Raw genomic sequence first — 20672 nt, 5'->3', positions numbered from 1 at the left:
GAGTGGAACAGGTCGGGCGTCCGCGTGGTCGGTGCAGCTGCGGAATTAAGCAACAGCGAGGAGTAGTTCGTAACGTCCTCGTTCGCCCGAACGAATCACGGGATACACGCGGGTGGCACAGGGAGGTCTGACCGATGATCGAGAACACGGTTCGGCAGGGCGGTCGCGTCGGGTGCACGGACGCCCTGGGTCGTCGGCGGACGCTGGAGGTGACCCTCACGGAGGAGGGCAACATCTGCATCCACACCCCGCCCGGCGAGTCCGCCAAGCTCGACTGGCACGAGGTAGGCGAGCTGTTGCGCCGCCTCGCCGAACTCCGACCGCACGTGAAGTGACTTCGTGACCGGGGCGGCCTCGGCGGGTGAACGCACCCTCCGGGGCCGCTTTGTCATGTCCGGCCCGCCTCTGTGACGGGCTGTGGTTCCCAGGCTGACCACCCCCCCCGCGCGCCGTCCCCATGAGGGCCGTGCTTCCTCGCGCGCCCCGGCCCCCGTGCCTCCCGCCCCCCGTGCCCCCGCGTGCCCGCCGCCGTGCCGCCGCCGTGCCCCCCGTCGCCCCGCCGCCGTGCCTGCCGCCGTGCCCCCGCGCGCCCCCGTCGCCGTGCCCGCGGCGTGCCCGTCCCCATCCCGTCGCCGCGTCGGCCCCGGGATTTTTTCCACGTGTGCGCAGGTGAGGAAGCCGTCGTCACCCGGCTGAGCAAATCTATGATCGCTGGGCTAGACATTCGCACGTGGTCGTGTGTAGTGTTCTCCTCGTACGAGAGAGAACGTCCGATTGGCACGGGAGATGACGAACTACCCGTGACGCAGTGTGTGTCGGCACGTGAAGTACCGGGAACGCAAGCGGTTTGCGAGACAGCAGTACGCGGCCCCGGTGGCGACCACCACGCGTGGAAGCGGCAAGGGCGGTCAGGCGCGCAGGAGCCGATCAGTGGAAGGGGTTCCTGCACGGTGGCCGAGCAGGTGCAAGGAAAACGGTAACCAGAGGAGAAGGGACGGGTTTTACACCATCGGATCGCCTGCCACAGGCTGAAGTAGGGCCAGGCGGGTACCGCAGTCCAGCACGATTGGAAGGTGGTCTCCGGTTACGCAAATGCGATCCACGCAGTCTCCGCTGCTCGTGCGGATGACGCGGACACAGTAGACCGGCCTCACGGCCGGTTGGTGAAACCCATAACCCTGGGGCCCCGGTGCCGAGTAGCGGCACCGGGGCCCCTCGTGGCGCGGAGGTGCGATGACCCCAGAGACAAACGAGCCGCGGCCTGCGGCTGACAAGTTCGAAGACGACCACTACCCCGCCTACACGATGGGCAGAGCCGCGGAGATGCTCGGCGCCACGCCGGGATTCCTGCGCAGCCTGGACGAGGCGAAGCTGATCGAGCCGCAGCGCTCGTCGGGCGGCCACCGCCGCTACTCCCGGTCCCAACTGAGGTTGGCGGCCCGGGTCAGGGAACTGGTCGACCAGGGCATGGGCCTCGACGCCGCGTGCCGCATCGTCACCCTGGAGGACCAGCTCCAGGAAGCCAAGGACCTCAACAACCAGAACCGACCGCCCGCGGCGGACGACCAGCCGTACCCGCCACTGCGAGGCGTGTGACCCGACGGGGAGACCTGTCCGGGAGCCTCTCGGACAGGTCGAGCAACGGACGCGGTCGACCCCTCCGACTCACCCCAGCCACGGCCGGGGCAACGCGGACGGATGGGTGCGAGCCAGTTCTGCGGCGAGGGCCGCCTGCCGCCGTTCGGCAGCCTCCGCGTCGGCTAGCCCCAGCACGTCCGCGATCCGCTCCCACGACCACCCCTGCCGCCGTGCCTGGTCGATGAACGCGGGCTCGGACTGATCGGCCACCCGCCGCTGGACCGCCAACAGCCGGTGCCAGCGCCTCATGACCTCATCCGGCACCTCCGCGGGCCGGTCACGCTCGACGGCGAAGAGCAAGCCGGTCAACTGGTTGATGCCGAGCAGCATCCCGTCACCGAGCCAGTCGTCGACCACTGGATCACGCGGATCGGGACGGTTGTCATCGGAAGTCATGCCGTCAATCGTGCCCGAAACGCACAAAGGCCCGGTCCACCTTGCGGCGGACCGGGCCTGAGCTGGTCGGGGTGACAGGATTTGAACCTGCGACCTCTTCGTCCCGAACGAAGCGCGCTACCAAACTGCGCCACACCCCGGCTTGCTCTCGAACGAGGAGAACTCTACCTGACGTTCCCACCCACTCCGAACCGGGTATCGGTTTCCGCGTCGGACGCGGTCTGACCTGCGTCGACGGGGCGCGGGACCAAGGTCAGCAGGCTGGCCTCCGGCGGGCACGCGAAGCGCACCGGCGCGTACGGCGACGTACCCAGACCGGCGGACACGTTCAACCACATGTGCGAGCCCCACCGCGACACGCCACGGGCGCGCGAGCGGTCCAGGTCGCAGTTCGTGACGATCGCGCCGTAGCCCGGGATGCGCAGCTGGCCGCCGTGCGTGTGACCCGCCAGCACGAGGTCGTACCCCTCGGCGGCGAACGGGTCGAGGACGCGCGGCTCGGGGGAGTGGGTCACGCCCAGGCGCAGCGGGACGTCCGGGATGGGGCCGCTGATCTCCTCGAACCGGTCCCGCTTCAGGTGCGGGTCGTCCAGCCCGGCGGCGAAGACCTCCACGCCGTTCACCTCGAACCGGCGGCGCACGTGGGTCAGGTCGAGCCAGCCGCGCTCGATCATCGCGGCGCGCAGGTCCCGCCACGGCAGCGGGATGCCGTGCACCCGCTTGGTCTTCGCTGACGGCAGCAGGTAGCGGGCCGGGTTCTTCGGGCGCGGCGCGTAGTAGTCGTTGCTGCCGAACACGAAGACGCCGGGACGCGCCAGCAGCGGGCCCAGGGCGCGGACGACGGCGGGCACGGCCTGCTTGTGCGCGAGGTTGTCCCCGGTGTTCACCACGAGGTCCGGTTCCAGCTCGTCGAGGGCGGCGACCCAGCGCTGCTTCGACTTCTGGTCCGGCATCATGTGCAGGTCGGACAGGTGCAGCACGCGCAGCGGCGTCGACCCGGGCGCCAGCACCGGCACCGTCGCCTCGCGCAACGTCCAGTGCCTGCGCTCGATGCCCGCCGCGTAGACGAGCGTGGCGGTGCCGAGGGCGGTGGTCGCGAGCAGTGTGCGGCCGAGCTTGTTCACGTGTCGAGGGTAGGGCGTTAACCGATTCGGGGTGAGACGGGCCGCCCGGTACCGTTCGGCCCATGGCGGAGCTGAAGGCGCGGTTGCAGGCTGATCTGACGGTGGCGATCAAGGGCCGGGAGACGGTCCGGGCCGGCGCGCTGCGGATGACGCTGGCGGCGCTGACCACCGAAGAGGTGTCCGGCAAGTCCGCTCGCGAGCTGACCGACGACGAGGTGCTGAAGGTCATCACCCGCGAGGTGAAGAAGCGCAAGGAGGCGGCCGAGGCGTTCGCGGGCGCCGGGCGCACCGAGCAGGCCGAGCTGGAGCAGGCCGAGTCGAAGGTGCTGGAGGCCTACCTGCCGGCGCAGCTCGGGGACGACGAGCTGGCCACCCTGGTCGACGCGGCGATCGCCCAGGTGGCGGAGCAGCTCGGCGAGCAGCCGGGGCAGCGCCAGATGGGGCAGGTCATGAAGGCGGTCAACGCGCAGGTCGCCGGGCGCGCCGAGGGTGGCCGGGTCGCGGCAGCGGTCAAGTCCCGCCTGGCCTGACCCGCCCAACCCCATCCGGCCGCGCGCCCAACCTCGCGTGAGTCCTACGTTCAGAACGCGTGAGTCGTCCCTTCCGAACGCGTGAGTCCTACGTCCGGAACACGCGAGTCCTACGTTCCGAACACCCGAATTCAACGCTCGGAACACGGCGCCGTCGGCCTCGGGCGTTCTGAGCGTTGAACTCATGCGTTCCGAACGTAGGACTCGGGTGTTCGGAAGGGACGACACACGCGTTCGGAACGTAGGACTCACGCGGGGGTGGGCACTGGACTCGCGGCCCGGCTACCTCGTGGGATCGGTGGGCAGGGTGATGCGCGGTGGGCCGCCGGGGCGGCCGGGTTCACCGGGCGGGGTCGGATCGGTGTGGCCCGGTGGCCTCGGGTCGGAGGTGGTGGTCGGCTCGGACGGCTGCGGCGGCGGGACGTAGCCCGAGGACACCACCAGCGTCACCACGGTCCCGCGCAACGCACTGCCGCGCGGCGTCTGGCTGACGACCTGGCCCTTCGGCTGCGGCGAGTTCCGGGTCTGCACGGACACCTTGTACCCGGCCTGCTCCAACGTCCGGGTCGCGTCGTTCACGTTGCGCCCCACCACGTCCGGGATGCGGATCTCGGCCCCACCCTTGAGGTAGCGCTCCTCCACCGCCGGCAGCCCGCGCACCGGCAGTCCTTCGTGGACCTTCGTCATGGTGTCGAACCACGTCCGCGCGGGCACGGTGCCGCCGTAGATGTCGCCCTTCCCGCACAGCCGGGGCGGACCGCCGTTGACGCAGATGCCGCGCGGCTCGACGCCGTCGTTGAACGTCTGCACCGCACCGGCGAAGTCCGGCGTCGCGCCCATGAACGCGGCCGACTTGAACTCCTCCGTCGTCCCGGTCTTCCCGATCATCGGCCGCGACCACTTGAACTGCCGTGCCGCCGCCGCCGCCGTGCCACCGGCCTGGTCGTCCTTGGACATCCCGACGGCGAGCCCGTTCGCCAGCGGCTCGGCCACCACCTGCTCGCACGGCGCCTCGTTGACCTCGACCGGCTTGCCGTTGCGGTCCAGCACCTGGCCGATCGGCGACGGCGGGCACCACACCCCGCCGCTCATGATCGTCGCGGCCACGTTCGCCAGCTCCAGCGTGCTCACCGGCGCCGGGCTCAGCGTGAAGGAGGCGTTGCCGCCGTTGGACTTGTAGAACTCGGTCTGCGAGACCCGCAGCTCCTTGTTCTTGGCCTTCGGGTCAGGCCGCACGCCCGCGATGTTCGTCGCCATCGTCTCGCGCATCCCCAGCCGGGACGCCATGTCCACCACCGGGTCCATGCCCAGCTGCTCTTCCAGGATCACGAAGCCCGTGTTCGGCGACGTCTGCAACGCCGTCTGCAACGACATCTGCGCCGGGTACCGCGAGTTCTCGTTGCCCAGGCAGTACCACCGCGTGCTCGGCTCACCCGTCGGCGGGCACTTGTCCCCGCCCCCCTTGAACACACGTGACACGTACGAGTTCGGCGTGGCCATCGTGCTCTCGATGCCCATGCCCTTCTCCAGTGCCGCCGCCGCCGTGAAGACCTTGTAGACCGACCCCGCGCCGAACTTGTTCTCCACCCCGGACGGCAGGTCGAACTGGGTCTGGTACTGGTCCGCCTTCAACCCGTAGTCCCGGTTCGCCACCAGCGCCACGACCTCGTGCCGCTCCTTGCCCGGCCGCACGACCGCCATCGCGTTGGCGAGCCCTTCGGTGGACTTCGAGACCTGGCCCTCCGCCGCCCGCTTCGCGTGCTGCGTGATCGTGCGGTCCAGAGTGGTCTGGATCGTGTACCCGCCGGTCTTCAGCTGTTCGAGGCTGAAACCGTTGCGCTCCAAGTAGTTCAGCACGTACGAGCAGAAGAACCCGTGCTCCGGCCCGGCTCCGACGCACCCGCTCGGCGGCGTGCGCACCGGCGACACCAGCCCGAGCGGCTCCAGCTTCGCGGCCTCGGCGGCGTCACGGGACAGCTTGTCGTTCTCCACCATCTTGTCGATCACCTGGTTGCGCCGCAGCAACGCCTTCTCCGGGAACACCTCCGGGTTCAGCGCGGACGGGCTGTTGACCATGCCGGCGAGCATCGCCGACTGCGACACGGTGAGCTTGTCCGGCGTGGTCTCGAAGTACGCCTGGGACGCCGCCGCGATCCCGTAGATCGTCGAGCCGAACGGCACCACGTTCAGGTAGCGGGCGAGGATTTCCTCCTTACCCAGTTTGCGTTCGAGTTGCAAAGAGATGCGCGCTTCTCGCGCTTTTCGCGCAACTGTCTGCTCTTGTGCCTTTTGCTGTTCGACTTGGTTGTTCCGCGCCACCACGTGCACGAGGTAGTTCTTCACATATTGCTGCGTGAGCGTCGAGGCACCCTGCGTGACGGAGCCGCTGAACTGGTTGGTCAGGCCGGCGCGGATCGTGCCTTTCCAGTCGACGCCCTGGTGCTCGTAGAACCGGCGGTCCTCCACCGACACCAGCGCGGCCTTCATCGTCGGGGAGATCTTCTCCGGCGGCACGAGCACGCGGTACTGGTCGTACAGGTAGGCGATCGGCGCGCCGTCCTTGTCCGTGATCGTGGAGATCAACGGCGGGTCGGTGCTGACCAGGTCGGCCGAGATGCTGTCGACCGTGTCGCTGGCTCTGTTCGACACCACGCCGAGCGCACCCACGACAGGGAACATCATGCCTGCCAGCAGCACTCCCGCCAGCAGACACAGTCCGAGCAGTTTCAGCACGCCGTTCCGGGCTCGCATGCAGGTCAGCGTACGTGGCACCCGAAGAGGTGATCCGGATCGCGCACAGTTGATTACACAGGATGAGTACTCGTACTCAAGACAGGTAACAGGTGGGCAACCCAGGCTTGGAGGTGGAACCAGAAGGCTCTACAGTCCGTCACTGTCCAAGACAGCAGCCGAACGCGCGACCACTCGATGGTGAGCCTACGGCATCCGCGGCAGGGGTGTGGCGGATTTAGGAAGTCTGGGCACTGTGTGAACTGAGGTGGGGGCTATGCAGCAGGGGGATTGGCGTATCAAGGCTTCGTGCCGTGACGAGGAGCCGGATCAGCTCTTCGTCCGAGGTGCGGAGCAACGCAAGGCCAAGGTGGTGTGCCTGGGATGCCCGGTGCGCACCGAGTGCCTTGCCGAGGCTCTCGACAACCGGATCGAATTCGGTGTCTGGGGCGGCATGACGGAGCGTGAGAGGCGGGCGCTGCTGCGGCGTCGCCCGGACGTCACCTCCTGGATCGAGCTCCTGGACACGGCACGCCAGGAGCACCACCACGAGGAGTCCAAGGTCGGTTAGGCCAGGTCAGGCCCGAGTCGGGCCGGATCAAGCCCGGGTGGGGCGGCAGAACGCCGCACGACCCGCCCGCTACTCGCCCGCCAGCCGCCGACCGATCTCGTGCAGACCGTCCAGGTCGTGCACGTCGGTCGGCAGCGCGGGCACACCGATCAGCGGAACACCGGGGTGCGCACGGGTGAATCGCGCGAGCAGTCGCTTCTCCCGATCGGCGACCGCCACGCGATCCGCGTGCACCCGCAACACCGCGGCGGCCAGCGGGGCGTCTCCACTGCGCTCCAGCCGGTCCGCCGCCGCCAACGCACCGGGTGCCGGCAAGGGGGCCAGCACCGGGTGCGTCCGGTTCGCCACCAGACCGGTCAACGGCATCTTCTCCGCGCTCAACCGCTCGACGAAGTAGCTGGCTTCGCGCAACGCGTCCGGTTCGGCTGCCGCGACCACCAGGAATCCCGTGCCGGGTGATCGCAGCAGCTCGTAGGTGGCCTGGGCGCGTTGCCGGAAGCCGCCGAACATGCCGTCGAAGGCCTGCACGAACATCGAAGCGTCGTGCAGGAGCTGGCCGCCGACGACCGTCGACACGACCTTGGTGAACACGCCGAAGCCCGCGCCGACGACCTTGCGGATGCCGCGCCCGCCCGCGCGGGCCGGCGCCGACAGCACCCGGATGAGCTTGCCGTCCAGCACCGTCGACAGCCGCTGCGGCGCGTCCAGGAAGTCCAGGGCCGACCGGCTCGGCGGCGTGTCCACGACCACCAGGTCCCACTCGTCGCGCTCGACGAGCTGGCCCAGCTTCTCCATCGCCATGTACTCCTGCGTGCCGGAGAACGACGTGGAAATGGTCTGGTAGAACGGGTTCGCCAGGATCTGCTCGGCCCGTTCGCGGCCGGCGTGCTGCCACACCATGTCGTCGAACGTGCGGCGCATGTCCAGCATCATCGCGTGCAGCTCGCCCTTGAAGCCCTCCACGTCGACGCGCCGGGGCTGGTTGTCCAGCTCGCGCAGGCCGAGCGACTGGGCCAGCCGTCGTGCCGGGTCGATGGTCAGCACGACGACCCGCCGGCCGCGTTCCGCCGCCCGCACGCCCAGCGCCGCCGCCGTCGTCGTCTTGCCGACGCCACCCGAGCCGCAGCACACCAGCACCCGCGTCTCCGGGTTGTCCAGCAGTTCGTCCACGTCGAGCCGGTTCACCGCACACCCCGCGCGACCAGCACCTCGGCCAGGTCGTAGACCGCGGCCACGTCCACCCCGTCGGACAGGTCCGGCAGCTCCAGCGTCGGCAGGTCCGCCTCGGTCAGCTTCTCCTTCGCCCGCTCCTCCATCCGCACCCGCAGGGCGTGCTCCACGGTCTGCTCGATCAGCCCGTCCAGCACGTCCTCGTCGAAGTCGAGGCCCGCGGCCTCCAACCCGGCGCGGACCCGGCCGGCGTCGATCCGGCCCTCCGCCGCCGAGACCGTCGACCGCGCGGGCAGCCGCGGCGGGCTCACCCGGTTCACGAACACCGCACCCGGCCGCAGGTCCGCCGCGTCCAGCTCGGCCACCGCGTCCAACGTCTCGCGCACCGGCATCTCCTCCAGCAGCGCCACCAGGTGCACGGCCGTGTCACCGGAGTGCAGCAGGTTCACCACGCCCTCGCTCTGGCCCTTGATCGGCCCGACCTTCGCCAGGTCGGCCATGCCCCTGGTGACGTCCAGGAACCGCACCACCCGACCGGTCGGCGGCGCGTCGAGCACCACGGCGTCGTACTCGTGCCGCCCGTTCTTGCCCGCGCGGCGAACGCACTCCTTGACCTTGCCGGTGAGCAGCACGTCCCGCAGGCCCGGCGCGATGGTGGTGGCGAACTCGATCGCGCCCATCTTCCGCAGCGTCCGGCCCGCGAAACCCAGGTTGTAGAACATGTCGAGGTACTCGAGCAGCGCCGCTTCCGGGTCGATCGCCAGGGCGCGAACCTCGCCGCCACCGGGCGCGGACGCGATCCGCTCCTCGGCGTACGGCAGCGGCGGGCGGTCGAACAGCTGGGCGATGCCCTGCCGGTTCTCCACCTCCACCAGCAGCACCCGCCGGCCCCCGGTGGCCAGGGCCACCGCCAGCGCCGCGGCGACCGTGGTCTTGCCGGTCCCGCCTTTGCCCGTCACCACGTGCAGGCGCGCGCGGGTGAGTTCGTCGGTCCAGCCGTTCACCAGAGCAGCCTATGCGCGCCGCGCTGAGACCCGCTGGCCACACTGCCAGGCAAGGTCAATCCATCATGGTGACGAACACCACCGCGATGGCCGTCGCCGCGACGATGCCCCACGCCACCACCGACGGCAGCACGTACGCGATGAGCACCGCGACCAGCGCGACGATCACCGCGCCGATCAGGAGCGCGCGCCACACGTCCGACCCCCGCGCACCCTTGCGATCCCTCGCCTGAGCCATCCCGACGAGGATCATCACCAGCCCGCCCACCAGGAACGCGCTGGTGGCGACGATCCGCCACGTTTCCACGTGATCAAGCTAGCGCCGGGGACCACCCCGTCACGCTCGACGTACTGGTCCGTGGGCGCCGCTTCACACGATCGGGGGTACTCGACCGGGTGCCCCGATCCGGCCTCCCGCTAGGCTGCGCCCCATGCAGAAGTGGGAGTACGCGACCGTCCCGCTGTTGATCCACGCCACCAAGGCGATCCTGGATCAGTGGGGCGACGACGGTTGGGAGTTGGTCACCGTTCTGCCGAACCCGAGCGGTGAGCAGCACGTCGCCTACCTGAAGCGGCCCAAGGCATGAGCTGGACGGCGCGCCTCGCGGAACTGGGCATCGAACTGCCCGAGGTCGCGGCTCCGCTCGCGGCGTACGTGCCCGCCAACCGCTCCGGACAGTACGTCTACACGTCCGGGCAGCTGCCCTTCGTCAAGGGCGCGCTCGCGGCCACCGGCAAGGTCGGCGGCGACATCAGCCCGGAGGAGGCCAAGGCGCACGCCCGCACCTGCGGCTTGAACGCCCTGGCCGCCGTGCACGCGCTCGTGGGCATCGACTCCGTGGTCCGGATCGTCAAGGTGGTCGGCTTCGTCGCCTCCGCCGAGGGCTTCACCGGCCAGCCCGCCGTGGTCAACGGCACGTCGGAACTCCTGGGCGAGGTGTTCGGCGAAGCCGGGCGGCACGCCAGGTCGGCGGTCGGCGTGTCCGAGCTGCCGCTGGGCGCGCCGGTCGAGGTGGAGCTGATCGTCGAGATCGGGGAGTGAGATGTCCGACACGTGCCACGAGCTGCTGCTGAGGCTGGCCGGGCGGCTGCCGGACGACGTCCTCTGGCGGTTCCGGGACTGGGCCGCGACGGACGCGGTCACCGTGCTCGCCCGCGCCCTTCCCCGCACGCTGCTGCACGACCGGGTCGGGCTGACCGACTACGAGCAGCGGCTGCTGGCGGACGCGCTCGTGCCGCACGGGGCCGACCGGTCCACGATCAGTTCGGTCAAAGGGCTGGACGAACTGCCCGAATCCGGCTACACCTTCTCCCCGGAATCACCCGATCGGGTGCTGATGGGTGATTCTGTGACCGTGGTGCTCGGAGCGACCTTGCGGGGACGCCTCGGGGTCGGCGAAGTCCGGTCCGCGTGGCGGCTGGGCGGGGACGGACCCAGGAGGCTCATCCTGGTCACCGCGTCGACCGGGGAAGCCCGGCTGACCGGTGAGCTCCAGCGGGTGCTGCGGGCGCTCGGCGAGCACGACCCGTGTGTCGAGGTACTGCCCGCCGGATTGGACCTGCCGCCCTACCACCGGGCGGCGTTGGCGGCATCGGAGCTGGTCTGCGCCGGCGCTGACGCCGATGGGCACCTGGTGCCCGTATAGAGCTCGGCGCTCCCGCGCGGGCCGGAAGGAGAACAGGCGTGACGAACGACGGAGTGGGACTCCCCGTCCGTTTACACGACCTCCTGTTGGCGCTGGCCGGACGCGTCGACGACGACGCGTTGACCCAGGCTCGGGAGCTGCTCGCGGTGGCCGAGCTGGACAGAGCCGTCGAACTCGTCGTCGGCTGCCTGCTGGCCGGGCGCATCCCGGTGACACCGGAGGAGCGCCACGAGTTCGGCTGGCTGCTCGGCGAGGTCCGCTCGGACCCCGCGCTGGCGGACCGGCTGTTCGCGGTCGAGCGGGTGCCGGTGGTCAAGCACCGGTTCACCGTCGAGTCCGACCCGGCCGACCGCCTCGGCGAGGTGCTGGGCAAGACCGTGTCGGTGCTGCCGGACGTGCGCGGCGTGCGCGCCACGTGGCGGTCCACCCCGGCCGGTGCGACACCCGGACCGCTGCCGCAGCGCGTCGTCCTGGTGGACATCGGCCCGTCGGGTTTCGCGCCCGCCACCGCCTACCGGGTGGACACCGTGCTGCGGAAGGCGGGCATCCGCGCGGCGGTCGAGGTGCTGACCGTCGGCACGCAGCTCGGCGAGTACCACGCGGCGGCCGTCACCACGGCCCGCGAGGTGTTCTTCTCGTCCGGGTCGACAAGCCCTCAGCCACCGCCCGACGCCGCCACGTGGTTCGACGGTGAAGTGCGGGACCAGGCACCGGTGGTCGAGCCGGAACCGGTGCCTGTCGAACCGCAGAACGGCTCCAAGTCACGTCGTGCGCGCGCCGAGTCCTACGAGGGCGCCCAGCCGTTCCCGCCGAAGCCGGTGAGGCGGCTGCCGGTGCGCGAACCGGCCGAGGTCGTCCACGTGGACGAGGTGGACGACGTCCGCGCTGACGATGTCCGTGCCGACGTTCGCTCCGATGTCCGCGCTGACGTTCGCGCTGACGTTCGTGCCGACGTCCGTGCTGACGACGTCCGCGCCGATGACGTTCGCGGTCACGGCATCCGCGTCGATGACGTGCAGGTCGACGACGTGCGCGCCGAGAGCGAGCACTTCCCGGAGGCGCCCGTCGAACCGCCGCCGGCGGTGGAGGAGCCCGCGCCCGTCGCCTCGCCGGCGTTCGCGTTCGCCTTCCCGGACGACCACCCGTTGTCGCGGGCGGAGGTCACCACCGAGCTCGGCCCGGAAGACCTGGCGATGCTGCAGGCCGCGTTGGCCGACGGGCAGGCCCCGACCCCCGTGCAGCTGCCGCCGACCGTGGACGCCAAGCTCAGCGACCGGGAACGGGCGTTGTTGCAGCAGCTGCACGAGGAGCTGGCGCAGCGCGAGCAGCAGTCGTGGCCGGCCGGACCCGAGTTCGTGAACGGCGTCCCCAAGCCGGCCAACGGCAAGTACCAGGGCTGAAGGCCCCGGAGTCCCGTCAGCAGCTCGGCCCTGGCGTCCGCGGAGAGCGGGCGGCAGGGCCGAGCCGCTTTCCGGTCCGTTGCGGCTTCGACCCGGCGGCGGACCGGGTCGTCGGCACACGTGCGGCGGGCGTGCGCCGTGGAGATAGCGCGCGCTCAGCCGGTGCACGGGCGGGACCAGCCGGTGCAGGTCCACGGCGGCCTCGGCCGCGGTGGCGCAAGCGTTCGCGGCGTCCAGCGCGAGTTCGCCGGCCGCCTGCGACTCCGGATCGTCGTCCAGCGCGATCCGGAAGTGGCGCTCGGCCTCCCGCCAGTCGCCGTCGTCGTAACGGCTCTTCCCGCGAGCCAGGCCGCTGACGACCCGACGTCCACCTCGCTCGGGACCTCCGGGTCCGATCAGTGGTCCCGCGTCACGTCACGCCTCCGACTTCCGCCTGGCCAGGTCGATGATCCGCTGGAGGTGCAGGCCGCGGCGGACGTCGAGCGGGTGCTCGGTGGTGCCGCTGTCGACCATCGCCACGAAGTCGTCCAGCAGGTTCGTGAAGCACTGCTGCGCGGTCGTGCCGCGGTCGGCCAGCACGCGGTGGCCGTGCTCGCCGTACACGATGACCTCGGCGATGCCCGGGTTCAGCGGCAGCGTCATGGTCATCGTGGCCACGCTCGTCGCGCCGCCCTCGTGCTGGAAGACGATCTGCCACAGGCCGTGCTCGGACCGGTTCGCCGAGATGACGTCCGTGATCGTGCCGAGGGTGGCGTCGAGCAGGTCGAACGCGTGCGGGCCGATGTCGTCCAGCGGGCCGCGCTCGTGCCGCCACGGCGAGTGCGAGAACGGGCCGCCGAGGAGGGCGCCGGTCAGCCAGCGCGCACTGCCGCCGACCCAGCCACCGGCCTCGGCGAGCTGGTCCAGCTGCTCGCGGGTCTCCGGGGCGAACCTCTTCGTGAGCACGACGAGGGACGCGACGCTGTTGCGCTCCACCGCGTCGACGAGCCGTTCCGCGTCCGCGAGGGTGCCCGCGATGGGCTTCTCGAGGATCAGGTGCTTGCCCCGCTCGGCGGCCTGGACGGCGATCTCGGCCTGCACCGCCGGCGGCACGGCGAACGCGACCGCGTCCACCTGGTCCAGCAGTTCCTCGGGCGTCTTCGCGACGGTGGCGCAGTGGATCTTGGCGAGCTCGGTGGCCGCCTCCTCCCGACGGGCCCAGACGGTGGTCAGGTGGGTGCCCGGGTGATCGGCGATGCCCGGTGCGTGCACCATGTTCGCCCACGGGCCGGCACCGATGAGTCCTACGCGCAGCTGTTCGTCCACTCGGCCCATCCTGCCTTTCATCGGCCGCCGACGTAAGTGGCTTCCGGCACGAAGATCCGGCCGCCGTTCTCGAACCGCAGCTCCACGCCGTCCGGTCGGCGGTCGACCTCGGGCGTGGCGCCCCAGTCGTCCGGGATGGCGACGCGGTGCCCGTAGTCCGCCGACGAACCCAGCCAGACCTCGTGCTCGACGCCGCCGAGCAGGCTGGAGCGCTCCTTCACGTAGATGTTCGGCGTGCCCTCGTTCGTGCTGGTCGTGGTGCTGGTGGGCAGGAAGAGCAGCACGGCGGTCGTCGCCGTCAGGCCGGTGCCGACGACCGCGCCGACGACGAAGAGCAGGACGTTGACCAGGCAGCCCTTTTTCTTGGTGTCCACGGGGGGAGATCCTCGCCGTAGGCTCGGGTTCGTGCGCGAGCTTCCGGAGGAAATGGTGTTGCCGGCGGGTCTGGTACCGGAGGTCTTCACCGGGCCGCCCGCCGAGCCGCGCGACGCCGCGACGGTGGCGTTGGTGCGGGACGGTGCGGCCGGGGTGGAGGCGTTCCTGCTGCGGCGGGTGGCCGGGATGGCGTTCGCGGGCGGGATGACGGTGTTCCCCGGAGGCGGGGTCGACCAGCGGGACGCGGACACGTCGGTGGCCTGGAGCGGGCCTTCGCCCTCGTGGTGGGCCTCGCAGTTCGGGTGCTCGGTGGAGTTGGCGACGGCGCTGGTGTGCGCCGCGGTGCGGGAGACCTTCGAGGAGTCGGGGGTGCTGCTGGCCGGGCCGTCGGCCTCGTCGGTGGTGGCCGACACCGCCGGGTTCGCCTCGGCCCGTGAGGCGTTGGTGGCCCGGGAGTTGTCGTTGGCGCAGTTCCTGTCCGCGGAAGGGCTGGTGCTGCGGGCGGACCTGCTGCGGCCGTGGGCGAACTGGTTGACGCCGGAGGAGGAGCCGCGGCGGTACGACACGCGGTTCTTCGTGGCCGTGCTGCCGGAGGGGCAGAAGGCGGACGGTGCGACGACGGAGGCCTCGGACGCGGAGTGGCAGCGGCCGGTGGACGCGTTGGCGGACTGGAAGGCCGGGCGGCGGGCGTTGATGCCACCCACCTGGGTGACGTTGGCGGAGCTGGACGAGCTGGGGTCGGTCGCGGCGGCGCTGGACGAGCAGCGGACCGTGCAGAAGGTGATCCCGAAGTTGGTCCGGGATGGCGACGTGCTGCGGGTGGTCGTGCCGTGAGCGAGTTGGCTTATGGGGTGTTGCGGCAGGTCACGCCCACGGCGGCGGTGTTGCTCGCGGAGAACCCCGGTGTGATGACGTTGGACGGGACGAACACCTGGGTGCTGCGCGCGCCCGGTTCGTCGTCGTGCGTCGTTGTCGACCCCGGTCCGTTGGACGCCGCGCACCTGGGCCGGATCGCTGACCAGGCACCGGTGGAGGTCGTGCTCCTCACGCATGGTCACCCGGACCACTCGGACGGGGCACGGGCGTTCGGGCGACAGGTGGATGCGCCAGTGCGATCCGTCGACCCGGCTTTCCGGCTGGGTGGTCGAGGTCTGGAGGAGGGCGAGGTGATCGAGGCGGCCGGGCTGTCGATCCGGGTCCTGTCCACGCCCGGCCACACGGCCGACTCGGTGTGCTTCCAGCTGGACGACGCGGTGCTGACCGGTGACACGGTCCTCGGGCGCGGCACGACCGTCGTGGCCCACCCGGACGGGAAGCTGGGCGACTACCTGGCGTCGCTGCGGCAGCTCGCGGCCCTGCCGCCGAACACGATCGGGCTACCCGGCCACGGTCCGGAACTGCCGGACGTCGTGGCCGCCGCCACCGGCTACCTGGCCCACCGGGAACAACGCCTGACGCAGGTCAAGGCGGCGGTGGAACACCTGGCGTCGGACGGCGCGACACCCACCCCGCGCCAGGTGGTCGAGCTGGTGTACGCCGACGTGGACCGCTCGCTGTGGCCGGCCGCCGAGTGGTCCGTCCGGGCACAGCTGGAGTACTTGCTGCACAAGCCCTGACGGCCACCGGCTGGCGGCCTGGCGGCTGACGGACTGGCGGCCTGGCGGCCTGACTGACGGCTACGCGACCCCTGTCGGGTTGTCGATCACGTACCGCCAACCGCCGTCAGCGCCCCGCCGCGCGACGTCGGTGGCCGTGCCGGTCACGTCGCCGATGCGCCAGTCGACGACCAGCAGGGCGAGGTCGCCCCTGGTGATGACCTTGCGGGCGTTGACGGTCATCGCCAGGCCCAGAGCCAGGTGCCCGGCCAGTTCGGCCGGCTGGGCGCCGGGTTCGTAGAGGGAGGACGGGTCGCCGGCGTTGAACGCCTCGGCGAACAGCCGGGGCAGCTCTTCGGGGGTGCTCGCGATCATGCCGACGACGCTAGGAGGGCGGCGCGTGACCAACCAAACGGTAAGTGCCCAGGTCAGACGGGATCTCTGGGCCGACGAGGAGTACGGCGGGGTCGACCACCCGGTGGCCGACTGCCCGGTGGAGGTCACGTTGCACGCGCTGCGCGGCCGGTGGACGACGCTGGTCGTGCGCGAGCTGCTCGCCGACGAACGAACCTTCAGCGACCTCGCGACAGTCCTGCCCGCACTGTCCGACAAGGTCCTCACCGACCGCTTGGCACACCTGACCGCCTGCGGCGTGGTCGTGCGCTCCCGTGAACCCGGCTGGCCCAGCCGGGTGAAGTACGCCTTGACGCCCCGCGGGCAGGCCCTGCGCGACGTCCTGGAGGCCATGTGGGCCTGGGGAGCCGGCCCCGGCACCGATTAGCCGCCCTCCGGCTCTCGAACCGCCTCCCGCGCGGACCGAGCGCTGGAGGGACCGAGCGCTTGGCGGACCGAGCGCTGGAGGGAACGGGCGCTGGAGGGACCAAGAGCCGGACGGGCCGGGCGTTGGGCGGAACGGGCGCCGGGCGGACCGAGCGCCGGGCGGACCGAGCGCTGGAGGGACCGAGCGCTGGAGGGACCGGGCGTTGGGCGGAACGGGCGCTGGAGGGACCAAGAGCCGGACGGGCCGGGCGTTGGGCGGGCCGAGCGCCGGACGGGCCGCCCTCCGCGCAGACCGAGCGCCGGCCGGCCGGGCGGGGCGGCAAGGTGGGCGTTGGGTCAGGAGACCGTTCGCAGGGGCACCACCAGGTACGTCAGCTCCACGCCGTCGTCCCCGGCCTGCGACGTCAGCACCGTCGACCGCAGCCCGTCCTGGATCCGCAGCTCGACCCGCCGCCCGCTGAACGCCCGCAGCGCATCGGCCAGGTACCTCGCCTGGAAGGTCTTCGTCACCCGGTTCCCGTCGATCGTCGCCTTGACCGACTCCTCCGACTCGCCGTTCTGCGGATCACTGCCCCGCACCCGCAGCTCACCGTCGTCCACCTGGATCGTCACCGACCCGTGCGGACCGGCGTAGGGGACTGCTCGTCGGACCGCGCCCGCCAGCACGTCCGCTTCCACCAACACCGTGCTGTCGATGACCGCCTCCAACAGCTTTCTCACTCGATCGTCCGGGAACGGGGCGGCCAGCAGCGCCGTGCTCACGCTCCCACCCGCCCACGACAGGGCGACGCGGTCGGCGTCGGCGTGCACCGTCACCTCGGCATCCCGCTCCGGTCGGCGGGACGCCTCGGCCAGGGCCACCGCCGGAGCGAGGACGTCCAGTTCGCCTGTCGGCACCCACGGTAGCGAAGCGAAGGCCATTCGGTAACGGTCGGTGGCGATCAGCTCCAGCCGACCGCCCGCGCCGTGGATGCGGACACCGGTGAAGACGGGGAGCGCGTCGTCCTTCGAAGCAGCGCTGGACACCGGGACCAGGGCCGCGGCGAGGGTGCGGGCCGGCAGCGAACCGACGGCGGGCGGCAGCGGTGGGATGCCGGGGTGGGTGGCCAGGTCGAGCAACGGCAGGGCGAAGCGGGCCGTCGACGTGCGCACGGCAAGGCGTGAACCCTCCACCACCAGCCTGACCTGCGGGTCGTCCAACCCCCGAAGCGTGTCCGCGAGGGGTTTGGCGGGAACGACCACCGCGCCGTCGGCGTGCACCGTGGCCGGTCGGGTCAGGCGGACGGCGTGTTCTCGATCACTGCCCGCCAGCGTGACGCCACCGCCGTCCGCGCGCAGCACCAGACCGGCCAGCACCGGGTCGTACACCCGCGATGGCAGTAGGCGGGCGACGTCGGCGGTGGCCGAGGCGAGATCGGCTGTGGTGGCGGTCAGGTCCATGTCGGGGACGCTAGACCCGACCACCGACAATTCCGGTCGGGGCGCAGGTCAGGGCGACATCAGGGCCAGCTCGTCCTGCTTCGGCAGCGGCACGCCGGCCGCCACCGTCCCGCGGAACGCCCACACCAGCCCGGCGATCGCCAGCCCGGACACCGCCGCCGCGACGAACGCCGCACCCGTCCCGTACGACTCGACCAGCTGGCCGCTCGCCGACTGCCCGATCGCCAACCCCACGGTCACCGCCGTCACCACCCAGCCGAACGCCTCGGTGGCCGTCCCGGCGGGCGCCACCTGCTCGATCGCGGCCGAGTGGGCGGTGGCCTGCGGCGTGATCAACGTGCCCACCACGAACAGCGCGGCACCCAGGCCGATCAGCCCGGTCGGCACCGCCAGCAGCAGCGACAGCACCGCGAACCCGCCGAGCAGCACCGGCAACCGCAGGTGCATCGGCCGGGGGAACGGCTTCATCGAGTACAGGACGCCGAACATCACCGAGCTGACCGACCACAGGCTCAGCAGCAGCCCGCCCACGCCGACGTGACCCGCCTGCGCGGCGGCAGCGGGCACGGCCACCTCGATGAACCCGATCGTCATGCCGAAGCCCAGCGCCGCCAGCGCCACCGTGCGCATGCCGGGGGACGCCAGCGCGCCCAGCAGGCTCCGGGTCCTCGGCGTCGGGCGAACGCCGCGCACCGTCGGGTCCAGGGCGAACCACACCGAGCCGACGACCATCGACGCCGCGCCGATCACCACACCGGTGCCCGCCCACGGCGCCGTGACCAGCAGCCCGGCGAGGCCGGGACCGAGGATGAAGAACACCTCCATGCTGATCGCCTCGTACGCGTACCCGGCGAGCCGCGTCGACCCGGCGGGCACCACCTGCGACCACAGCGCACGGGACGCGGAGCCGACCATCGGTTCGGTGAGACCGACCGCGAACGCCACCGGCATCAGCACCGCCAGCGCGGCACCGACCTCGACCGCGCCGATCGCCAGCGCCACGAACGCGGAGAACAGCGCCACCGAGACGAGCAACGGGCGCGTCGGCCCGTGCCGGTCCATCAACCTGCCCTGCACGATCGACCCGACAGCCACGCCCACCAGCGACGACGCCGACACCAGACCCGCCGCGGCGAACGAACCGGTCTCCCGCTGCACGTACAGCAGCAGCGACAGGCCGATCATCGCGATCGGCAGGCGGGCGAGCAGTGACGCGACCACGGGGCCGCGCATGCCGGGCGTGGTCAGGGCAGCGCGGTAGTCGGAGAGGCGGGCAGAGTGGGACATGCGTACCAGTATGCACGCACTGGTACGCGCGTACTAATCGTTTTCGGGGGAAGCGCCAGTCGGCTCCGTCACCTGCCCAGTCGCGTCCAAGGCCTGGGAGTGCGTTGCGGTTCGATTACAACACTGGGATGACTGGGTGAAACCCGGCGGCAAAACCGCTGAACAGAGGCCCCGTGAGGGTGAACGGGCTTGAGTTGCCCACGAGGTGGCGTGCGATCGTTGAGGTAGCAACCGCTGTCGGCACCGGATTCGGCGGGGAAACCCGTTTCGACCGCTGTCTCAGTGGGAACCCAGACCTCCTTCCGGCGCTTCAAGGGTCGGGGCCTACGGGCGCCGGATGTGTGGAATGCGCGGTCTGTCGGGGGATGGGCCGTGCGACAGCAAGACCGGTGCGCCGCGTCGGGGGCGGCGCCCGGTCTTGTTGTGCTTTCCGGTGGTGTCGATCCCCGGGATCAGCGGGCCCGGCGGGCCAGCCGCTCCGGGTCGAGGATCAGCACGCTCTTGCCCTCCAGCCGGAGCCAACCGCGGTGGGCGAAGTCGGCCAAGGCCTTGTTCACCGTCTCGCGCGAGGCGCCGACGAACTGGGCGATCTCCTCCTGCGTGAGGTCGTGGGTGACCCGCAGGAGCCCGGCCTCCTGGCTGCCGAAGCGCTGCGCGAGCTGCAACAACGCCTTGGCCACCCGGCCCGGCACGTCCGTGAAGATCAGGTCGGCCAGCATGGAGTTCGTCCGGCGCAGCCTGCGGGCCAGTGCCCTCAGCAGCTGCTCGGCGATCTCCGGCCGGTTGGTGATCCACTGCCGCAGCGCGGGGCGGTCCATGCTGACCGCGCGCACTTCGGTCACCGTGGTCGCGGTGGACGTGCGCGGACCGGGGTCGAAGATCGACAACTCGCCGAACATGTCCGACGGCCCGAAGATCCCCAAGAGGTTCTCCCGCCCGTCCGGCGACTTCCGGCCGATCTTCACCTTGCCGGATTGGATGATGTAGAGCCGGTCTCCCGGCTCGCCTTCCGCGAAGATCACGTGGCCGCGCGGGAATTCGACCGACTCCAGCGTCTGCGCCAGTGCCTCCGCCGCGGCCTGTTCGACCCCCTGGAAAATGCCCGCGCGGGCCAGGGTCTCGTCCACCTCGTCCCTCCTGTCGAGACGCGGCGGCATGGTTGAGCGCGTTCCGCCTTCTGGCGGATCAGCGCCTGCCGCCGATCACTGAGTGCAGTCTAAGGGCTGTGGTGTGGATCGCCTTTCGGCACGCCGCTACCGAAGCCCTGATGACATTGACGCGGACAGCCCGATAAGGCCCGCCGGGGGTTGACCCCGTGGGCCTCGCCGGTCTTGCCCCGCTTAGCGGCGGGTTCGCCGCTGACGCAGGTTCCTGGCACGACCACCCAGCCTGCGCAGCCGGAACAGCTCCAGCGCGCGGCCGATGCCGTGCCCGTAGAGCGCCCTGACCTCGTCGGGGCGCGCCGACTCCAGGAACTCCTCGACCTCGTCCTCCTGCACGGCTACGTGCCGGAGGCGAGCTTCAACGCGCTCCATGAAGAGTGCGAAGAACATGATCACGATCGGAACGGCGATGACGAACCAGGCAGTCATGATGGCTCCGATCTTTGCGCATCCGGTTCGGCGCGCGGTCAAGGGGGTCACTCTGGCGTGTCGGTTCGAGGTCGTCCGTCGTGTTGTCC

The 20672-nt window shown here is 71.0% G+C and carries 24 protein-coding genes and 1 tRNA gene; 11 read left to right on the top strand and 14 right to left on the bottom strand.

Annotated features, from left to right (window positions below; all coding sequences use genetic code 11):
- Positions 1 to 134: 134 nt before the first annotated feature.
- Both OQ02_RS29800 and OQ02_RS29795 read left to right on the top strand, forming a co-directional pair.
- Entirely contained in the window at positions 135 to 335 is a 201-nt protein-coding gene (locus tag OQ02_RS29800; protein WP_033441951.1) for a hypothetical protein, read from the top strand.
- Positions 336 to 1233: 898 nt separating this feature from the next.
- Positions 1234 to 1596 (top strand): helix-turn-helix domain-containing protein, encoded by a 363-nt coding sequence (locus OQ02_RS29795; protein ID WP_033441950.1) that lies wholly within the window; start codon positions 1234 to 1236, stop codon positions 1594 to 1596.
- Between the two features lie 69 nt (positions 1597 to 1665).
- On the opposite strand, the gene OQ02_RS29790 is transcribed toward OQ02_RS29795, so the two are convergent.
- From OQ02_RS29790 to OQ02_RS29780, 3 genes are all read right to left on the bottom strand, one after another.
- On the bottom strand, positions 1666 to 2034 hold the full coding sequence (locus tag OQ02_RS29790; RefSeq protein WP_156077388.1) for a hypothetical protein: 369 nt from the start codon (positions 2032 to 2034) through the stop codon (positions 1666 to 1668).
- 63 nt (positions 2035 to 2097) lie between these two features.
- Positions 2098 to 2174: transfer RNA gene (locus tag OQ02_RS29785), tRNA-Pro, on the bottom strand.
- A 24-nt stretch (positions 2175 to 2198) separates the two neighbouring features.
- Positions 2199 to 3158, bottom strand: a complete 960-nt coding sequence (locus OQ02_RS29780; RefSeq protein ID WP_033441948.1) for a metallophosphoesterase — start codon at positions 3156 to 3158, stop codon at positions 2199 to 2201.
- Between the two features lie 62 nt (positions 3159 to 3220).
- Between OQ02_RS29780 and OQ02_RS29775 the strand changes: the two genes are divergently transcribed.
- On the top strand, positions 3221 to 3688 hold the full coding sequence (locus OQ02_RS29775; RefSeq protein WP_033441947.1) for a GatB/YqeY domain-containing protein: 468 nt from the start codon (positions 3221 to 3223) through the stop codon (positions 3686 to 3688).
- A 282-nt stretch (positions 3689 to 3970) separates the two neighbouring features.
- Here OQ02_RS29775 and OQ02_RS29770 read toward each other — a convergent pair whose 3' ends face one another.
- A complete protein-coding gene (locus OQ02_RS29770) occupies positions 3971 to 6439 on the bottom strand; it encodes a transglycosylase domain-containing protein (protein WP_033441946.1) in 2469 nt (822 codons plus the stop codon).
- Positions 6440 to 6695: 256 nt separating this feature from the next.
- On the opposite strand from OQ02_RS29770, the gene OQ02_RS29765 reads away from it, so the two are divergent.
- Positions 6696 to 6989 carry a WhiB family transcriptional regulator gene (locus OQ02_RS29765; RefSeq protein ID WP_033441945.1) on the top strand — a complete coding sequence of 98 codons (294 nt, stop codon included), beginning with the start codon at positions 6696 to 6698 and terminating at the stop codon, positions 6987 to 6989.
- Positions 6990 to 7058: 69 nt separating this feature from the next.
- Here OQ02_RS29765 and OQ02_RS29760 read toward each other — a convergent pair whose 3' ends face one another.
- From OQ02_RS29760 to OQ02_RS29750, 3 genes are read right to left on the bottom strand one after another with little or no spacing between them, the layout of a single operon-like run.
- Complete coding sequence (locus tag OQ02_RS29760) at positions 7059 to 8174, bottom strand: ArsA family ATPase (RefSeq protein WP_033441944.1); 1116 nt, start codon at positions 8172 to 8174, stop codon at positions 7059 to 7061.
- Entirely contained in the window at positions 8171 to 9163 is a 993-nt protein-coding gene (locus OQ02_RS29755; protein ID WP_081916039.1) for an ArsA-related P-loop ATPase, read from the bottom strand. The genes OQ02_RS29760 and OQ02_RS29755 overlap by 4 nt, the downstream gene beginning before the upstream one ends.
- 55 nt (positions 9164 to 9218) lie before the next feature.
- Positions 9219 to 9470, bottom strand: a complete 252-nt coding sequence (locus tag OQ02_RS29750) for a hypothetical protein (protein WP_033441942.1) — start codon at positions 9468 to 9470, stop codon at positions 9219 to 9221.
- A gap of 124 nt (positions 9471 to 9594) precedes the next feature.
- Here OQ02_RS29750 and OQ02_RS44250 point away from each other — a divergent pair, with 124 nt between their 5' ends.
- From OQ02_RS44250 to OQ02_RS41435, 4 genes are all read left to right on the top strand, one after another.
- Positions 9595 to 9750: a hypothetical protein gene (locus tag OQ02_RS44250; RefSeq protein WP_106616451.1), complete on the top strand. Its 156-nt coding sequence runs from the start codon at positions 9595 to 9597 to the stop codon at positions 9748 to 9750.
- Positions 9747 to 10205, top strand: coding sequence for a RidA family protein (locus OQ02_RS29745; protein WP_033441941.1), 459 nt, complete (start codon positions 9747 to 9749; stop codon positions 10203 to 10205). The genes OQ02_RS44250 and OQ02_RS29745 overlap by 4 nt, the downstream gene beginning before the upstream one ends.
- Position 10206: 1 nt before the next feature.
- A complete protein-coding gene (locus OQ02_RS29740; RefSeq protein ID WP_033441940.1) occupies positions 10207 to 10809 on the top strand; it encodes a hypothetical protein in 603 nt (200 codons plus the stop codon).
- Positions 10810 to 10895: 86 nt separating this feature from the next.
- Positions 10896 to 12209 carry a hypothetical protein gene (locus OQ02_RS41435; protein WP_051772948.1) on the top strand — a complete coding sequence of 438 codons (1314 nt, stop codon included), beginning with the start codon at positions 10896 to 10898 and terminating at the stop codon, positions 12207 to 12209.
- Between the two features lie 414 nt (positions 12210 to 12623).
- On the opposite strand, the gene OQ02_RS29730 is transcribed toward OQ02_RS41435, so the two are convergent.
- Both OQ02_RS29730 and OQ02_RS41430 read right to left on the bottom strand, forming a co-directional pair.
- Entirely contained in the window at positions 12624 to 13523 is a 900-nt protein-coding gene (locus tag OQ02_RS29730) for a Gfo/Idh/MocA family protein (protein WP_033441939.1), read from the bottom strand.
- Between the two features lie 8 nt (positions 13524 to 13531).
- Positions 13532 to 13888 (bottom strand): hypothetical protein, encoded by a 357-nt coding sequence (locus tag OQ02_RS41430; RefSeq protein WP_051772947.1) that lies wholly within the window; start codon positions 13886 to 13888, stop codon positions 13532 to 13534.
- 52 nt (positions 13889 to 13940) lie between these two features.
- Here OQ02_RS41430 and OQ02_RS29720 point away from each other — a divergent pair, with 52 nt between their 5' ends.
- Both OQ02_RS29720 and OQ02_RS29715 read left to right on the top strand, forming a co-directional pair.
- Positions 13941 to 14723 carry an NUDIX hydrolase gene (locus OQ02_RS29720; RefSeq protein WP_033441938.1) on the top strand — a complete coding sequence of 261 codons (783 nt, stop codon included), beginning with the start codon at positions 13941 to 13943 and terminating at the stop codon, positions 14721 to 14723.
- A complete protein-coding gene (locus OQ02_RS29715) occupies positions 14720 to 15505 on the top strand; it encodes an MBL fold metallo-hydrolase (protein WP_033441937.1) in 786 nt (261 codons plus the stop codon). Before OQ02_RS29720 ends, OQ02_RS29715 begins: the two co-directional genes overlap by 4 nt.
- Before the next feature lie 60 nt (positions 15506 to 15565).
- Here OQ02_RS29715 and OQ02_RS29710 read toward each other — a convergent pair whose 3' ends face one another.
- Complete coding sequence (locus tag OQ02_RS29710) at positions 15566 to 15859, bottom strand: YybH family protein (protein WP_033441936.1); 294 nt, start codon at positions 15857 to 15859, stop codon at positions 15566 to 15568.
- Between the two features lie 25 nt (positions 15860 to 15884).
- On the opposite strand from OQ02_RS29710, the gene OQ02_RS29705 reads away from it, so the two are divergent.
- A complete protein-coding gene (locus tag OQ02_RS29705; protein ID WP_051772946.1) occupies positions 15885 to 16265 on the top strand; it encodes a winged helix-turn-helix transcriptional regulator in 381 nt (126 codons plus the stop codon).
- A gap of 335 nt (positions 16266 to 16600) precedes the next feature.
- On the opposite strand, the gene dnaN is transcribed toward OQ02_RS29705, so the two are convergent.
- The 4 genes from dnaN to OQ02_RS29685 all read right to left on the bottom strand — a co-directional run bounded on the left by dnaN (position 16601) and on the right by OQ02_RS29685 (position 20583).
- Positions 16601 to 17704 carry a DNA polymerase III subunit beta gene (dnaN, locus tag OQ02_RS29700; protein ID WP_033441934.1) on the bottom strand — a complete coding sequence of 368 codons (1104 nt, stop codon included), beginning with the start codon at positions 17702 to 17704 and terminating at the stop codon, positions 16601 to 16603.
- Positions 17705 to 17752: 48 nt separating this feature from the next.
- The gene (locus OQ02_RS29695; protein ID WP_033441933.1) at positions 17753 to 18991 is read right to left on the bottom strand and encodes an MFS transporter; all 1239 of its coding nucleotides are present in this window, start codon (positions 18989 to 18991) and stop codon (positions 17753 to 17755) included.
- Between the two features lie 452 nt (positions 18992 to 19443).
- Positions 19444 to 20118 carry a Crp/Fnr family transcriptional regulator gene (locus tag OQ02_RS29690; protein WP_033441932.1) on the bottom strand — a complete coding sequence of 225 codons (675 nt, stop codon included), beginning with the start codon at positions 20116 to 20118 and terminating at the stop codon, positions 19444 to 19446.
- A gap of 213 nt (positions 20119 to 20331) precedes the next feature.
- Positions 20332 to 20583: a hypothetical protein gene (locus tag OQ02_RS29685; RefSeq protein ID WP_015097743.1), complete on the bottom strand. Its 252-nt coding sequence runs from the start codon at positions 20581 to 20583 to the stop codon at positions 20332 to 20334.
- Positions 20584 to 20672: the final 89 nt, after the last annotated feature.

This window comes from Saccharothrix sp. NRRL B-16314 (assembly GCF_000716595.1).
In the GTDB taxonomy this organism is placed as follows: Bacteria; Actinomycetota; Actinomycetes; order Mycobacteriales; family Pseudonocardiaceae; genus Actinosynnema.
Note: the sequence above shows the minus strand (reverse complement) of the source record. Positions and strands in the feature narration are given on the sequence as shown.

Coding starts and splice junctions, on each gene's coding strand:
- OQ02_RS29730 (WP_033441939.1), bottom strand. CDS start 13,523: ATGGGCCGAGTGGACGAACAGCTGCGCGTAGGACTCATCGGTGCCGGC.
- OQ02_RS29695 (WP_033441933.1), bottom strand. CDS start 18,991: ATGTCCCACTCTGCCCGCCTCTCCGACTACCGCGCTGCCCTGACCACG.
- OQ02_RS29720 (WP_033441938.1), top strand. CDS start 13,941: ATGGTGTTGCCGGCGGGTCTGGTACCGGAGGTCTTCACCGGGCCGCCC.
- OQ02_RS29740 (WP_033441940.1), top strand. CDS start 10,207: ATGTCCGACACGTGCCACGAGCTGCTGCTGAGGCTGGCCGGGCGGCTG.
- OQ02_RS29685 (WP_015097743.1), bottom strand. CDS start 20,583: ATGACTGCCTGGTTCGTCATCGCCGTTCCGATCGTGATCATGTTCTTC.
- OQ02_RS44250 (WP_106616451.1), top strand. CDS start 9,595: ATGCAGAAGTGGGAGTACGCGACCGTCCCGCTGTTGATCCACGCCACC.
- OQ02_RS29770 (WP_033441946.1), bottom strand. CDS start 6,439: ATGCGAGCCCGGAACGGCGTGCTGAAACTGCTCGGACTGTGTCTGCTG.
- dnaN (WP_033441934.1), bottom strand. CDS start 17,704: ATGGACCTGACCGCCACCACAGCCGATCTCGCCTCGGCCACCGCCGAC.
- OQ02_RS29765 (WP_033441945.1), top strand. CDS start 6,696: ATGCAGCAGGGGGATTGGCGTATCAAGGCTTCGTGCCGTGACGAGGAG.
- OQ02_RS29790 (WP_156077388.1), bottom strand. CDS start 2,034: ATGACTTCCGATGACAACCGTCCCGATCCGCGTGATCCAGTGGTCGAC.
- OQ02_RS29710 (WP_033441936.1), bottom strand. CDS start 15,859: ATGATCGCGAGCACCCCCGAAGAGCTGCCCCGGCTGTTCGCCGAGGCG.
- OQ02_RS29800 (WP_033441951.1), top strand. CDS start 135: ATGATCGAGAACACGGTTCGGCAGGGCGGTCGCGTCGGGTGCACGGAC.
- OQ02_RS29775 (WP_033441947.1), top strand. CDS start 3,221: ATGGCGGAGCTGAAGGCGCGGTTGCAGGCTGATCTGACGGTGGCGATC.
- OQ02_RS29745 (WP_033441941.1), top strand. CDS start 9,747: ATGAGCTGGACGGCGCGCCTCGCGGAACTGGGCATCGAACTGCCCGAG.
- OQ02_RS29795 (WP_033441950.1), top strand. CDS start 1,234: ATGACCCCAGAGACAAACGAGCCGCGGCCTGCGGCTGACAAGTTCGAA.